The organism is Streptomyces sp. NPDC090119 (genome assembly GCF_044747085.1).
In the GTDB taxonomy this organism is placed as follows: Bacteria; Actinomycetota; Actinomycetes; order Streptomycetales; family Streptomycetaceae; genus Streptomyces.
In genome coordinates, this window is the sequence record NZ_JBIVDK010000003.1 from 857350 (window position 1) to 871207 (window position 13858).

16 protein-coding genes are annotated in these 13858 nt (G+C 73.1%); 3 read left to right on the forward strand and 13 right to left on the reverse strand.

The features are described 5' to 3' along the window. Positions 1-21: 21 nt before the first annotated feature. The 4 genes from groL to ACIPPM_RS16645 form a co-directional block, all read right to left on the reverse strand. Complete coding sequence (groL, locus tag ACIPPM_RS16630; protein ID WP_401448082.1) at positions 22-1650, reverse strand: chaperonin GroEL; 1629 nt, start codon at positions 1648-1650, stop codon at positions 22-24. 117 nt (positions 1651-1767) lie between these two features. Beyond that, positions 1768-2076 (reverse strand): co-chaperone GroES, encoded by a 309-nt coding sequence (gene groES, locus ACIPPM_RS16635; protein WP_018543953.1) that lies wholly within the window; start codon positions 2074-2076, stop codon positions 1768-1770. A 322-nt stretch (positions 2077-2398) separates the two neighbouring features. Continuing rightward, positions 2399-2908, reverse strand: a complete 510-nt coding sequence (locus ACIPPM_RS16640) for a hypothetical protein (RefSeq protein ID WP_401448085.1) — start codon at positions 2906-2908, stop codon at positions 2399-2401. Beyond that, positions 2905-3810 carry a polysaccharide deacetylase family protein gene (locus ACIPPM_RS16645; RefSeq protein WP_401448087.1) on the reverse strand — a complete coding sequence of 302 codons (906 nt, stop codon included), beginning with the start codon at positions 3808-3810 and terminating at the stop codon, positions 2905-2907. Before ACIPPM_RS16645 ends, ACIPPM_RS16640 begins: the two co-directional genes overlap by 4 nt. Between ACIPPM_RS16645 and ACIPPM_RS16650 the strand changes: the two genes are divergently transcribed. After that, a complete protein-coding gene (locus ACIPPM_RS16650) occupies positions 3793-5085 on the forward strand; it encodes a methyltransferase domain-containing protein (protein WP_401448090.1) in 1293 nt (430 codons plus the stop codon). The two genes, ACIPPM_RS16645 and ACIPPM_RS16650, sit on opposite strands and share 18 nt — an antisense overlap. Positions 5086-5333: 248 nt before the next feature. Here the strand turns inward: ACIPPM_RS16650 and ACIPPM_RS16655 are convergent, their stop codons facing one another. The 4 genes from ACIPPM_RS16655 to tsaB are packed head-to-tail and all read right to left on the reverse strand — an operon-like array spanning position 5334 to position 7837. Then, positions 5334-5588 carry a hypothetical protein gene (locus tag ACIPPM_RS16655; RefSeq protein WP_401448092.1) on the reverse strand — a complete coding sequence of 85 codons (255 nt, stop codon included), beginning with the start codon at positions 5586-5588 and terminating at the stop codon, positions 5334-5336. Then, positions 5585-6688, reverse strand: a complete 1104-nt coding sequence (gene tsaD / locus ACIPPM_RS16660) for a tRNA (adenosine(37)-N6)-threonylcarbamoyltransferase complex transferase subunit TsaD (protein ID WP_401448094.1) — start codon at positions 6686-6688, stop codon at positions 5585-5587. Before tsaD ends, ACIPPM_RS16655 begins: the two co-directional genes overlap by 4 nt. Continuing rightward, positions 6681-7163 (reverse strand): ribosomal protein S18-alanine N-acetyltransferase, encoded by a 483-nt coding sequence (gene rimI, locus ACIPPM_RS16665; protein ID WP_164195974.1) that lies wholly within the window; start codon positions 7161-7163, stop codon positions 6681-6683. The genes tsaD and rimI overlap by 8 nt, the downstream gene beginning before the upstream one ends. A 17-nt stretch (positions 7164-7180) precedes the next feature. After that, positions 7181-7837, reverse strand: a complete 657-nt coding sequence (tsaB, locus tag ACIPPM_RS16670) for a tRNA (adenosine(37)-N6)-threonylcarbamoyltransferase complex dimerization subunit type 1 TsaB (protein ID WP_393595868.1) — start codon at positions 7835-7837, stop codon at positions 7181-7183. A 132-nt stretch (positions 7838-7969) separates the two neighbouring features. Here tsaB and ACIPPM_RS16675 point away from each other — a divergent pair, with 132 nt between their 5' ends. Beyond that, positions 7970-8521: a hypothetical protein gene (locus ACIPPM_RS16675; RefSeq protein ID WP_401448098.1), complete on the forward strand. Its 552-nt coding sequence runs from the start codon at positions 7970-7972 to the stop codon at positions 8519-8521. 16 nt (positions 8522-8537) lie between these two features. Then, entirely contained in the window at positions 8538-9059 is a 522-nt protein-coding gene (locus tag ACIPPM_RS16680) for a hypothetical protein (RefSeq protein WP_401448100.1), read from the forward strand. A 6-nt stretch (positions 9060-9065) separates the two neighbouring features. Here the strand turns inward: ACIPPM_RS16680 and ACIPPM_RS16685 are convergent, their stop codons facing one another. The 5 genes from ACIPPM_RS16685 to ACIPPM_RS16705 form a co-directional block, all read right to left on the reverse strand. Further along, the gene (locus tag ACIPPM_RS16685) at positions 9066-9230 is read right to left on the reverse strand and encodes a hypothetical protein (protein WP_401448103.1); all 165 of its coding nucleotides are present in this window, start codon (positions 9228-9230) and stop codon (positions 9066-9068) included. 128 nt (positions 9231-9358) lie between these two features. Then, positions 9359-9871 carry a tRNA (adenosine(37)-N6)-threonylcarbamoyltransferase complex ATPase subunit type 1 TsaE gene (gene tsaE / locus ACIPPM_RS16690; protein ID WP_401448105.1) on the reverse strand — a complete coding sequence of 171 codons (513 nt, stop codon included), beginning with the start codon at positions 9869-9871 and terminating at the stop codon, positions 9359-9361. Continuing rightward, positions 9837-11078 (reverse strand): alpha/beta fold hydrolase, encoded by a 1242-nt coding sequence (locus ACIPPM_RS16695; RefSeq protein ID WP_401448107.1) that lies wholly within the window; start codon positions 11076-11078, stop codon positions 9837-9839. Before ACIPPM_RS16695 ends, tsaE begins: the two co-directional genes overlap by 35 nt. Positions 11079-11165: 87 nt before the next feature. Then, positions 11166-12320: an alanine racemase gene (gene alr, locus ACIPPM_RS16700; protein ID WP_401448109.1), complete on the reverse strand. Its 1155-nt coding sequence runs from the start codon at positions 12318-12320 to the stop codon at positions 11166-11168. 82 nt (positions 12321-12402) lie between these two features. Further along, on the reverse strand, positions 12403-13836 hold the full coding sequence (locus ACIPPM_RS16705; RefSeq protein WP_401448112.1) for an NAD(P)H-hydrate dehydratase: 1434 nt from the start codon (positions 13834-13836) through the stop codon (positions 12403-12405). Positions 13837-13858 lie beyond the last annotated feature (22 nt).

The window sequence follows — 13858 nt, forward strand, 5'->3', positions numbered from 1 at the left end:
TTGCCCTGAACGGGCGTTGCCTTAGTGGGAGTGGCCGTGGCCGTGGCCGTGGCCCGCGGTGGCCTCTTCCTCTTCCTTCTTCTCGACGACCAGGGTCTCGGTCGTGAGGAGGAGGGAGGCGATGGAGGCGGCGTTCTCCAGGGCGGAGCGGGTGACCTTGACCGGGTCGATGACACCGGCCTTGACCAGGTCGCCGTACTCGCCGGTCGCGGCGTTGTAGCCGTGGCCCTTCTCCAGGTCCTTGACCTTGGAGACGATGACGTAGCCCTCCTGGCCGGCGTTCTCGCCGATCCAGCGCAGCGGCTCGACGACCGCGTTGCGGACGACGGTCACACCGGTGGCCTCGTCGCCGGTCTTGCCGAGACCGTCCTGCAGGACCTTCGCGGCGTGCACCAGCGCGGAGCCACCACCGGAGACGATGCCTTCCTCGACCGCGGCGCGGGTCGCGGAGATGGCGTCCTCCAGACGGTGCTTCTTCTCCTTCAGCTCCACCTCGGTGGCGGCGCCGACCTTGATCACGCACACGCCGCCGGCCAGCTTGGCGAGGCGCTCCTGGAGCTTCTCGCGGTCCCAGTCGGAGTCGGTGTTCTCGATCTCGGCCTTGATCTGCGCGATGCGGCCCTGCACGTCGGCGGAGTCGCCGCCACCCTCGACGATGGTGGTGTCGTCCTTGGTGACGGTCACGCGGCGGGCGGAACCGAGCACGTCCAGACCGGCCTGGTCGAGCTTGAGGCCGACCTCCTCGGAGATGACCGTGGCGCCGGTGAGCGCGGCCATGTCCTGGAGCATCGCCTTGCGGCGGTCGCCGAAGCCGGGGGCCTTCACCGCGACGGCGTTGAAGGTGCCACGGATCTTGTTGACCACCAGGGTCGACAGGGCCTCGCCCTCGACGTCCTCGGCGATGATCAGCAGCGGACGCGAGGCGTTGCTCTGGATGATCTTCTCGAGCAGCGGGAGCAGCTCGGTGATCGAGGAGATCTTGCCCTGGTTGATCAGGATGTACGGGTCGTCGAGGACGGCCTCCATACGCTCCTGGTCGGTGACGAAGTACGGGGACAGGTAGCCCTTGTCGAAGGCCATGCCCTCGGTGAAGTCCAGCTCCAGACCGAAGGTGTTGGACTCCTCGACGGTGATGACACCGTCCTTGCCGACCTTGTCCATGGCCTCGGCGATCAGCTCGCCGACCTGCTGGTCCTGGGCGGACAGCGCGGCGACGGCGGCGATGTCGGACTTCTCGTCGATCGGGCGGGCCGAGGCGAGCAGGTCCTCGGAGATCGCCTTGACCGCGGCGTCGATGCCCTTCTTCAGGGCGGCCGGGGAGGCACCGGCGGCGACGTTCTTCAGGCCCTCGCGGACCAGCGCCTGGGCGAGCACGGTGGCGGTGGTGGTGCCGTCACCCGCGATGTCGTTGGTCTTGGTCGCCACCTCCTTCACCAGCTGGGCGCCGAGGTTCTCGAACGGGTCCTCGATCTCGACCTCACGGGCGATCGTGACACCGTCGTTGGTGATGGTGGGCGCGCCGAACTTCTTGTCGATGACGACGTTGCGGCCGCGGGGGCCGATCGTCACCTTCACCGTGTCGGCAAGCTTGTTGACGCCGCGCTCAAGGGCGCGACGGGCGTCCTCGTCGAACTTCAGTGTCTTCGCCATGACAGCGGGAGCCCTCTCGGAAAATCTGGGTGGATGTGCCTGCGCCCCCGGCCGCCCGGCTTCTTTACGGTCGCGGGAACCAGGGGCGCAGTGGTGAAGCAGATGCTTCGGGGTGAACTACTTCTCGATGATCGCGAGCACGTCGCGGGCCGAGAGGACGAGGTACTCGTCGCCGTTGTACTTCACCTCGGTGCCGCCGTACTTGCTGTACAGCACGATGTCGCCGACCTTGACGTCGAGCGGCAGGCGCTCGCCGTTCTCGAAGCGGCCCGGACCGACGGCGAGGACGGCGCCCTCCTGGGGCTTCTCCTTCGCGGTGTCCGGAATGACCAGGCCCGAGGCCGTGGTCTGCTCGGCGTCCAGCGGCTGGACCACGATGCGGTCCTCGAGCGGCTTGATGGCAACCTTGGAGCTGGCGGTCGTCACGATCCGACCTCCCCCTTCTGAGAATTCACGGGGTTGACTGTCTGAGGTGGCGACCAGGTCGATCCGTCGTCGCGGGTGCCGGACCTGCCCGTCGCTTTGTTGGCACTCTCATGTGCCGAGTGCCAGTGCCGAGACTATGACCGGGGTTAGCACTCGGTCAAGCGGAGTGCCAATTGCCGTGCGGCGCGTCGGGGATGGGTACCTCTTTGGTGTGGCTTCACCGTGCCGTTGGGACGCTCGTCGTCCAGGGGGCTGCCGCCCCCGGGCCCCCGCTTCGGCCCTGGACGGGCCTCGTCCTCGATCGCCGGACGGGCTGAAGTGTCTACGGGTAGTCCGTCAGCTTTCCCGGCGTCAGGCCCCGGTCCCGGGCCTCCTTCAGCACCTGCGCCGTGCGCTCGGTCAGGGTGCCCTCCCGGCCCGGGGTGATGCGGATGATGTCGCCGGGGGTCAGGTGTCTGGGGGTGCCCTTGTAGGCGAGGCCGTGGCGGGTGGTCGTGGCGCGCCAGTGGGCGGGGGCTTCGGCTCGGGTGAAGACGGTGACCGGCAGGCGGAGTTCGCCGATCAGGGCGGCCAGCCTCCGGTCGCGTACGGCCTCCTCGTCGTAGGTCAGGAAGACGACCTTGTCGGTCGTGGCCACGTGGTCCACCCCCCGCGTCCCCGTACGGACCGAGAGGGGGCGGGCCGGGGAGGGGCGGTGGACGCCCTGCGCGGCCTTCTTGGTGAGGCGTTCGATGGGGTCGACCGACTGGGCGCAGCCGGTGAGCAGCAGTGCGGCCGAGGCGAGCGCGACGGCCCGTGCCGCACGGTGGGCCGGCCGCGCCCGGCGCCTCACAGGTAGTCCTCCAGGCGTGCCACGGCGTATCCCTCGCGGGTGACCTTGTTCAGGAAGCGGCGCATGTCGTCGAGCATCGTGCCGTCCCACTCGTCGGTGCCCCGGAAGTGGGTGAGGACGATGTCGCCCTTGCGCAGTCGCTGGTCGTCCTCGCGGTACTCCCAGTGGTCGACGAAGACCTCCTCGTTCCAGATCGGCGCGTACTTGATGCCGCAGGACTTGGCGGCGCGCAGGGTGTCCTGGTTGTAGTCGCCGTAGGGCGGGCGCAGGACCTCGGGGCGCTTGCCGTACTGCTTCTCCATGATGTCCTGCATGCCGCAGATCTCCTGGCGCTGCTGCTCGTAGGAGAGGCCGGGCAGGTAGGGGTGGGTCAGGGTGTGGTTGTTGACGGTGTTCCCGTACGACTGCATCTTGCGGAAGTAGCCGTAGTCGTCCTTCACCAGGTAGTTGCTGAGGAAGGCGGTGTACGGGACCTTCAGCTCGCGCATCATCTCCAGGAACCGGGGGTCCTTCTCGGCGCCGTCGTCGATGGTGAGGAAGACGATCTTCTTGTCGGTGGGGACGGTGGTGAAGACCGGGGGGAGGTTCTCGTCCTCCTGGTGGTCCACCTGGAACCCCGCGCGCGCGGTGATCCTCGGCTTGACCTTCGGCGGGGCCGGGGCCGTGAGCGGTACCTGGTCGAGCCGCCACTTGCGGGCCGCCGCCACCATGCGCCGCTGCTCCGCGAGGCGGGCCGAGGCGGCGTCAGGGGCCTTGGCGGGGCCGCCCTGCCCGGCGGGGGCGGAGCCAGAGTCCGAGCAGCCGGTGAGCACGGCGGTCGCGGCCAGCGCTGCGGCCGAGCAGCGCACGGCCAGGGACCCGAACCTGGTCCGGGATTTGTCATTTTGTACTACATGTCGCATGGTGCCGGATCTTGGCAGGTACCCGCCCCGATCCCGGCCCGACACCGCCGCCGGAGGCGCACGGTCCACCGACTGGCCCACAATGAGCCGGTGAACGACCAGCTCTCCGCTCTCCAGGGATTCCACGCGCTGCGCACCGACGAGGGCCGGGCCCTCCTCGACGAGGTGCGCGGCACCGCGCCCGTCGACGAACTCGCCGTGGCCACCCGGCTGCGCCGCACCCACCCGGCGGGGCTGGTGTCGGCCGCGCTCGGCCAGGCCCGGCTGCGCCAGCGGGCGGAGGCCAAGTTCGGGGCCGAGGACGCGCGGCGGATGTTCTTCACGCCGAACGGCGTCGAGCAGTCGACCCGGGCGAGCGTGGCCGCGTACCGCGCGGAGCGTATGCGGGCGCTCGGCATCACCTCGGTGGCCGACCTGTGCTGCGGGATCGGCGGTGACGCGCTCGCGCTGGCCCGCGCCGGAATCCGGGTCCTCGCGGTGGACCGGGACCCGCTGACCGCGGCCGTCGCGCGGGCCAACGCCGAGGTGCTGGGCCTCGGTGAGCTGATCGAGGTGCGCGAGGCCGACGTCACCGAGGTGGACACCGCCGGGTACGACGCGGTGTTCGTGGACCCCGCCCGGCGCGGCGGACGCGGCCGCGTCTTCGACCCGGAGGCGTACTCGCCGCCCCTGTCCTGGGCCGTGGCCACCGCGCTCGCCGCTCCCCGCGCCGCCCTGAAGATCGCGCCCGGCATCCCGCACGAAACGGTGCCCGCCGAGGCCGAGGCCGAGTGGATCTCGGACGGGGGTGATGTGAAGGAGGCCGTGCTCTGGTTCGGCACCGACGCGCCGGGCGGCATCCGCGCCACGCTCCTCCCCGGCCCCCGCACCCTCCTGGGCCGGGGCCTGCCCGACCCGGCGGTCCGTACCCCCGGCCGGTACCTCTACGAGCCGGACGGCGCGGTGATCCGGGCCCACCTGGTCGCGGAGGTCGCCGAGGAACTGGACGGCGGCCTGCTGGACGAGACGATCGCGTACATCACCGCCGACGAACTCCGCCCGACCCCGTACGCCACCGCCTACGAGATCACCGACCGGATGCCGTTCAACGTCAAGAAGCTGAAGGCGCTGCTGCGGGAGCGCGGGGTCGGCAACCTGACCGTGAAGAAGCGCGGCTCGGCGGTCGAACCGGAGGAACTGCGGAAGAAGGTCAAGCCGCAGGGCCCCCACGCCGCGACCGTGTTCATGACCCGCGTGGCGGGCGCGCCGACCATGCTGATCGGGCACCCGGCGTAGGCGCCCTCGGCCCCCGGCCCCTCGCGGGCCGGGAACGGCGAAGGCCGCCCCGGTCGGAACCGGAGCGGCCTTCTGATCTGAGCGCTGGGCAGGTCTTGCACCTGCATTTCCCCGCAGGAAGCGGGGCGTCTTGACTTGGACCACCAACGCGCGGCGTTCGTACCGGAGTTGTTCCGGCCGTTCGCTGTGTGATGATCATAGCCAGAGATCACCGTCGCGCGCCACCCGGAGCCGACGGATCGCGCCCCTCAGTTCTCGACCGGCTCGAACCGCCACCGGTGCACCGGCCGGGACACCAGCTCCGGGTCCGGCGCCGGGAGTTCCGGTACGTCCGCGTCGTAGGCCGCGTCCCACCAGGTGATGACCAGCACCCGGTCCCCCGGTGCCCGGAAGGTCTCGCGGCGCAGCGGGCGCGCGGCCAGCTCCTGCGCGCGCGCCCACTCCAGCAGCTCCCCGCCCCGGCCCTCGGCGGCCTTCGCCTCCCACATCAGGGCGACGCTCACGAGTACAGGTTCTCCTTGCTGACCTCGTGCACATGGTCGTGGTCGTGGCTGTGGCCGTTGCCCGGCACGTGCGGTTCGGTGACCGGCAGGGAGGAGTCGGCGGACAGGTCCCAGTCGGAGGCGGCCCGGTTGCGGGCGACCATCTCGGCGCCGAGTGCGGCGACCATCGCGCCGTTGTCCGTGCACAGCTTGGGGCGCGGCACCCGCAGCCGGATACCGGCCGCCTCGCAGCGCTCCTGGGCCAGCGCCCGCAGCCGGGAGTTGGCCGCGACACCGCCGCCGATCATGAGGTGGTCGACGCCCTCGTCCTTGCAGGCGCGCACCGCCTTGCGGGTCAGCACGTCCACCACGGCCTCCTGGAAGGAGGCGGACACGTCACGCACCGGCACCTCCTCACCGGCCGCGCGCTTCGCCTCGATCCAGCGGGCCACGGCGGTCTTCAGACCGGAGAAGGAGAAGTCGTACGCGGGGTCGCGGGGGCCGCTCAGGCCGCGCGGGAAGGCGATGGCCGTCGGGTCGCCCTCGCGGGCGTAGCGGTCGATGACCGGGCCGCCGGGGAAGCCCAGGTTCAGCACGCGGGCGATCTTGTCGAACGCCTCACCGGCCGCGTCGTCGATGGTGGCGCCCATCGGCCGGACGTCGGAGGTGATGTCCGAGGACAGCAGCAGCGAGGAGTGGCCGCCGGAGACCAGCAGCGCCATGGTCGGCTCGGGCAGCGGGCCGTGCTCCAGCTGGTCCACGCAGATGTGCGAGGCGAGGTGGTTCACGCCGTAGAGGGGCTTGCCGAGGGCGTAGGCGTACGCCTTGGCGGCCGAGACGCCGACCAGCAGGGCGCCCGCGAGGCCGGGACCGGCGGTGACGGCGATGCCGTCGAGGTCGCGGGCGGTGACGCCCGCCTCCTTCAGCGCGCGGTGGATGGTCGGGACCATCGCCTCCAGGTGCGCGCGGGACGCCACCTCGGGCACGACACCGCCGAAGCGGGCGTGCTCCTCGACGCTGGAGGCGACCGCGTCGGCGAGCAGGGTGGTGCCGCGCACGATGCCGACGCCGGTCTCGTCGCAGGAGGTCTCGATGCCGAGGACGAGAGGTTCGTCAGCCATTGATCTCGGTTCCTTGTACGTCTTCCAGGGAGGAAGAGGGGTCGGTCAGGCGCATCACCAGGGCGTCCACGTTGCCCGGCTGGTAGTAGCCGCGCCGGAAGCCGATGGGGGCGAAGCCGAAGCGCTCGTAGAGCTTCTGGGCGCGGGTGTTGTCCACCCGGCACTCCAGCATCACCTCGGCGCACTCGAAGGCGGTCGCGGCCCGCAGCAGCTCGGTCAGCAGCCGGGCGCCGAGGCCGGTGCCCTGCTGGTCGCGGGCGACGGCGATGGTCTGCACGTCGCCGAGGTCGCCGGAGGAGGCGAGCCCGGCGTACCCGACGAGCCGGGCGCCGTCCTCCGCGACGAGGTAGCGGCGGGTGGCGCCGTCGCCGCGGGCGTGCGCCAGCTCGGACCAGAACATGCCCCGCGACCAGGCGTCCTCGGGGAAGAGGTCCTTCTCCAGGCCCAGCACCCGGTCGATGTCCCACCAGCGCATCTCGCGCAGCGTCGCGGTCACTTGGGGGTGACCACCTTGTAGTTCTTCGGCACCTGGGCGTCGGGCCTGCGCAGGTACAGCGGGCGGGGCTCCGTCAGCTCCTCCCCCGCGGCCAGCTTCTCGGCGGCCAGCGAGGCGAGCGCGGCGGCGGACACGTGCTCCGGCTCGTGGACGTCGGGGAAGGTGTCCGGGTAGAGCAGCGCGCCCGCGCCGACGGCGGGCAGTCCCGCGACGCGCTCGGCGATGTCGGCCGGGCGGTCCACGGCCGGGCCGGTGAGCCGGGTGCGGGAGTCGGCGTAGGTCGCCCAGTAGACCTCCTTGCGCCGGGCGTCGGTCGCCACGACGAAGGGGCCCTTCTCGATGTCGGCGGCGTAGGCCAGGCCGTCCAGGGTGCACACGCCGTGCACGGGGACGCCGAGGGCGAGCCCGAAGGTGTCGGCGGTCATCAGGCCGACCCGCAGCCCGGTGTACGGGCCGGGGCCGGTGCCGACGACGATGCCGGTGACGGCGTCCAGCTTGACCCCGGCGGCGGCGAGCACCCGGTCGACGGCGGGCAGCAGCAGCTCTCCGTGGCGGCGGGCGTCCACCTGGCTCGACGAGGCGACGACGTCCGTCCCGTCGTGCAGGGCGACGGTGACGGCGGGGGTGGCGGTATCCAGAGCGAGCAGAAGCACGCGAACAGCCTACGGCGCCGACGGCTCGCGCACGCCCGTCCCGGTCGGACCGTGACTGACTGCTACGGTCTGTATGAAGTACGACATTTTCCGCGAACCGTTACGGGTCGGTACGAGGCAGAGGTGGCGCACGTGGCAGGGACCAGCTCGGGGATCGTGGCCGGACTCGTCGCGGTGTCCGTCGGCACCATCGGCGTCCTCGCCTACCAGGCCCACGCGGACGTCCCGGCGAGCCTGCGCGCCCCCTCGGCGAGCGCCTCCCCCTCGGTGGCCGTCACCAAGGCCCCGCGCGACCGCCGCCACCCCACCGCGCTGCCCGCGAACTCCGGCAAGGGCGAGCGGGTCGTGTACTCGGTCGACGACGACCGGGTCTGGCTGGTGACCGACCGCGGCCGCGTCACCCGCACCTTCGGCGTCCACCCCGGCGGCGTCGACCCGGCCCCCGGCTCCTACTGGGTGACCTCCCGCTCCAACGCGATCACCGGCAGCGACGGCGTCCCGGTCGAACACGTCGTCCGCTTCACCCAGGTCGACGGCGTCACCGTCGGCTTCAGCGCCGCCACCCGCAACAAGACCGCCGACCCCGGCTCCCCCCGCACCGGCGCCATCCGCGAGACCCGCCCCGACGGCGACGCGATGTGGCAGTTCGCCACGATCGGGGTGCCGGTGGTGGTGATCCGCTGATGGCATCGTGTCCGGGGTGCGAACCAGAACCAGGAAGACCTTCATAGCCGCGTGCGGCCTCGCGGCGGGCGCCCTGCTGGCCCTGTCGGCGTGCACGAGCGACGGCTCGTCCGGCGCCCGGTACGAGACGGACTACTCCGGCCATGAGCCGCTGCGGGTGTTCGGCTACCCGTCTGCCGGGTCCCTGCGGGCGGTCCAGGAAGTCGTCTGGCGCCTGGCCGACGGCGAGGCCGGGGAGCTGGCGAAGCTGGCCACCGGCGACGGCGAGCCGCGCCCCACGGCCGCGAACTGGGTCAAGGGCTTCCGTGCGGGCGCCCGGGGCCGGGTCTCCGCCGACTTCTACGACGAGGCGTCCGAACGGCAGGTCGTGGTGCTGTACTTCCGGGACACCGGGCAGGTCAAGGAGCTGAGCCTGCGGGTGGACGGGGACAGCGGGTGGCGGGTGCTGATGGACGAGGCCGACCCCGAGGAAGCGGTCAGGGCGCCGACCTGGGCGCCGAAGGAGCCCGGCGGGCAGGGGTCGGTGTCGACCGGCTGACGCCGGTCAGGCCGCCTCGCGGTGGGCCGGTGTGTGTTCGGCCCGGGCCGGGGGCGGGGGCGGGGTGGAGATCGCCTTCGCCGCCGCGCAGGATGCCAGCAGATCCCGCATGGGGACATGCGGGGCGGCCGGGGTGCGCTCGGGGCGGGCCGGGGGACGCGGAACGGGCATGGGGCGCCTCCTGAGCTGCGGGGGCGGGCGGGGTTAGGTATGCCTAACCACGGGCTGGGTACCATGTGACCACGCCCGGTACGTCCCGCGCAATACGTTTCCGACAGCCTGTCGGGATATCGGTGCCCTCAGCCCGCGAGCGCGTCCAGGCCGGCCTTCGCCCAGCGGTCGCCGAGGCCGGACAGGGTGACGTGGCGGACCTCGTCCGTGGTGTCGCCGACCGCGCGGTGGATGAGGATCTCCAGCCGGTCGTCGGTCAGTTCCTCGACCTTGCCCTCGCCCCACTCCACGACGATCACCGACTCGGGCAGGGACACGTCGAGATCGAGGTCCTCCATGTCGTCGAGCCCGCCGGAGAGGCGGTAGGCGTCGACGTGGACCAGCGGCGGGCCGTCGACCAGCGAGGGGTGCACCCGGGCGATCACGAAGGTCGGCGAGGTGACCGCGCCCCGCACCCCGAGCCCCTCGCCGAGCCCCCGGGTCAGCGTCGTCTTGCCCGCGCCCAGCTCGCCGGTGAGCATCACCAGGTCGCCCGCGCGCAGCAGCCCGGCCAGTCTCAGGCCCAGCTCCCGCATCTGCTCGGGGGAGGTGACGGTGAGCCGGGTCTCAGCCGGGTTGTGCGGTGCTGCTGCCTCGTCCATAGCCGCTAACGGTAGCCCCTGCCGGGACGGCTCCCGCGCGGGTGAGCAGGTCCGCGAGCCGGTCGGTGACGACCTCGGGATGCTCCAGCATGACGAGGTGCCCGGCCTCCGGCACGAGCACCAGCTCGGCGTCGGGCAGCAGGTCCGCGATGGCCTCGCTGTGCTCGCTCGGGGTGACCAGGTCGCGCACCCCGGCCAGCACCAGCACCGGCATGTCCGCGAAGCAGGCCAGCGCCTCGGTCTTGTCGTGGTCGGTGAACGCCGGGTAGAACTCCGCGACCACGTCGATCGGCGTGGACTCGATCATCCGCTCCGCGAACCGCCCGACCGCCGGATCGATGTCCCGCCCCGCGAACGAGTACCGCTTGATCACCCCGGCGAACAGCTCCGCGGTGGCCCGGCGCCCCTTCTCCACCAGCTCCGCCTGCTGCCCCAGCGCCTTCAGCACGCCCGGCAGCACCCGGCGCACCGCGTTGACCCCGGCCAGCGGCAGCCCGAAGTTGACCTCGCCGAGCCTGCCGGAGGAGGTGCCGACGAACGCGGTGGCGACGACCCGGTCCCGGACGTACTCCGGGTACTGCGCGGCCAGCGCCATCACCGTCATCCCGCCCATCGAGTGCCCCACCAGCACCACCGGCCCCTCGGGCACCGCGGCGTCCAGTACGGCCTTCAGGTCCCGGCCGAGCTGGTCGATGGTGACCGGCAGCCCGTCGCGGGTCTGGGACACGCCCCGCCCGGACTCGCCGTGGCTGCGCTGGTCCCAGTGGACGGTGCGGACGACGCCGCGCAGGGCGGCCCGCTGGAAGTGCCAGGAGTCCTGGGCGAGGCAGTAGCCGTGGCAGAAGACGACGGTCACCGGGGCGGGCGCCTTGCGGCCGAAGAGCCTGCGGCGGCGCGGGGAGACGCTCGGGCCGGGATCGGGGTCGATGTCGTCGACCTCGTAGTACAGCTCGGTGCCGTCGTCGGCGTACGCCTTGCCGGGGGTGCCGCGCAGGGTGCCGTAGGGGCCGGTGGAGTCCAGCGCCAGGACGGCCTTGCGGCGCATGCCGCGGCCGACCGTCATCCGCTCTATCGCGACCCCGGCCGCCGCTCCGGCGGCCAGGACGCCTATCGCGGCGCCGGCGAGGCCGGTCGCCCTGCGCCAGCCGCCGGACGCGGCCGTCGCGGCGACCGCGTCCACCACGGCGTCCGCACTGCTCTCGCTCACGTGCCGTTCCTCCTCGCCGTACTGGCGTTCGCCGGGCCGGTGCGCCCGGAGGCTACCGGACAGTAGCGCGCCCGGTACCCGTGCGGGTCATCCGTTCAGATGGACGCGGGGCACGCGCGTACCGATCCGGGTGACGATCTCGTACGCGATCGTGCCGCACACCTGCGCCCAGTCCTCGGCGGTGGGTTCGCCGCCGTCGCCCGGCCCGAACAGCACGGCCCGCGTGCCCGGTTCGGGTTCGTCGCCGCCGAGGTCGACCACGAACTGGTCCATCGCCACCCGCCCCGCGACGGTCCGCCACTTGCCCTCGACCAGCACCGGACCGCCGCCCGAGGCGTGCCGGGGAATGCCGTCCGCGTAGCCCAGCGGCACCAGGCCGAGGGTGGTCTCGCCCGGCGTGACGTAGTGGTGGCCGTAGCTGACGCCCTGGCCGCCCGGCACCCGCTTGACCAGCGCCAGCGACGCGCTCAGCGTCATCACCGGGCGCAGCCCGAAGTCGGCCGGGGTGCCCAGCTCGGGGCTGGGCGAGATGCCGTACATCGCGATGCCGGTGCGGACCAGGTCGAAGTGGCTCTCCGGCAGGGTCAGCGTGGCCGGGGAGTTGGCGATGTGCCGCACCTCCGGCTCCACGCCCCGCTCCTCCGCGTGCGCCACCATCTCCCGGAACCGGGTCAGCTGGGCGGCGATGGAGGGGTGGCCGGGCTCGTCGGCACAGGCGAAGTGGGACCACAGTCCGGTGACCCTGATCAGCCCGGCCGCCTCCGCCTCCAGGGCGGCGCCGACCAGCTCGGGCCAGTCCGCGGGCTGGCAGCCGTTGCGGCCTAGGCCGGTGTCGGCCTTGAGCTGCACGCGCGCCGGGCGGCCCGCCTCGCGGGCGGCCGCGGTGACCTCGCGCAGCGCCCACATGCCGCTGACCGACACGTCGAGATCCGCCTCGATCGCCTGCCGCCAGGGCCCGCCGGGCACCCACAGCCAGCACATGATCCGGCCCGGCAGCCCGGCCGCGCGCAGCGCGAGCGCCTCCTCCGGGGTGGCCGTGCCCAGCCAGGTCGCCCCGGCCTCCAGAGCGGCACGGGCGCACGGCACGGCACCGTGGCCGTACGCGTCCGACTTGACGACGGCCATCAGGTACGCGCCCTCGGCACGGGCACGCAGCGCCCGGACGTTGGCGCGCAGGGCACCCAGATCGATCTCGGCGCGGGCGCGCAGCGGCGCGGTCGGCACAGCGGAAGTCTCGTTCATGGCGCCCCCAGTCTCTCAGAGGGCGTCGGCGGCCCCCGGCCGCACTCCTCGGCGATCCGCCCCGACCGCGCCTGACCTGGTCTCAGTCCCGTACGACGTCCCGCCACGCCTCGGGCAGGTGCTCGGCGATGTCCAGCGCCGCGATGGGGGCGCCGCGTGAGGCGAGGCGCCCGGCGAGGCCGTGCAGGTACGCGCCGACGCTGCCCGCGTCCAGCGCCGACAGGTGGGAGGCGAGCAGCGATCCGGCGAGCCCTGACAGCACGTCACCGCTGCCCGCGGTGGCCAGCCAGCCGGTGCCGGTGGAGTTGACCCGGACAGGGCCGCCGCCGGGGTCGGCGACCAGGGTGGTGGAGCCCTTCAGCAGCACCGTCGCCCGGTAGGTCGCGGCCAGTTCCCGCACCGAGGCCAGCCGGGCCGCCTCCACCTCCTCGCGGCGCACCCCCAGCAGGGCGGCGGCCTCACCGGCGTGAGGGGTCATCAGGGTCGGCGCGGTGCGCCCGCGCACGGTGTCCCGGTCGGCCAGCCGCAGCCCGTCGGCGTCCAGCAGCACGGGCACGTCCGCGCCGAGCACCTTGGCCACGGTCGCCGCGTCCTCCCCGGCGCCCGGTCCCACCACCCACGCCTGCACCCGGCCCGCGTGGTCGGGGCCCTGGTCGGAGACGAGGGTCTCGGGGAAGCGGGCGATGACCGCGTCCCCGGCGGGGCCGACGTACCGTACGGCGCCCGCGCCGCCGCGCAGCGCGCCGGAGACGGCGAGGACGGCCGCGCCGGGATAGCGGGCGGACCCGGCGGCGACGCCGAGCACCCCGCGCCGGTACTTGTCGCTCTCCGCGTCCGGCCGGGGCAGCAGCCGGGCCACGTCCTCGTGCTGGAGGGCCTCCAGCACCGGGTCCGGGGGCAGTTCGAGGCCGATCTCGACGAGGCGCACCGTCCCGGCGTACTCCCGGCCGGGGTCGATCAGCAGGCCGGGCTTGTACGCGCCGAAGGTGACGGTCAGGTCGGCCCGGACGGCGGAGCCGGACACCTCGCCGGTGTCCGCGTCGACCCCGCTGGGCAGGTCCACCGCGACGACCGCGGCCCGCGCCCGCTCGGCGGCCGACGCCAGCCGGGCGGCGTCGGGCCTCAGGCCCCCCTTGCCGCCGATGCCGACGACACCGTCCACCACGAGGTCGGCCCGCTCGATCGCGCCGAGCGCCCGCTCGGGGCCGATGACGGCGCCGCCCGCCCGGCGCAGGGCGGCGAGGCCGCCCTCGTGGGCGCGGTCGGGTGAGAGGAGGACGGCGGTGACCCCGGCGCCGCGCCGACGCAGCAGGGCTCCGGCGTACAGCGCGTCGCCGCCGTTGTCGCCGCTGCCGACCAGCAGCACGACCCGGCTGCCGTAGGTCCGTCCGAGGAACTCGCCGCAGGCGGTGGCCAGTCCGCCGGCCGCCCGCCGCATCAGGGTGCCCTCGGGCAGCCGGGCCATCAGGGCGCGCTCGGCGGCCCGTACCGTCTCCACGCTGTACGCACGTCGCATGGGTCCGAGTCTGCCCCCGATG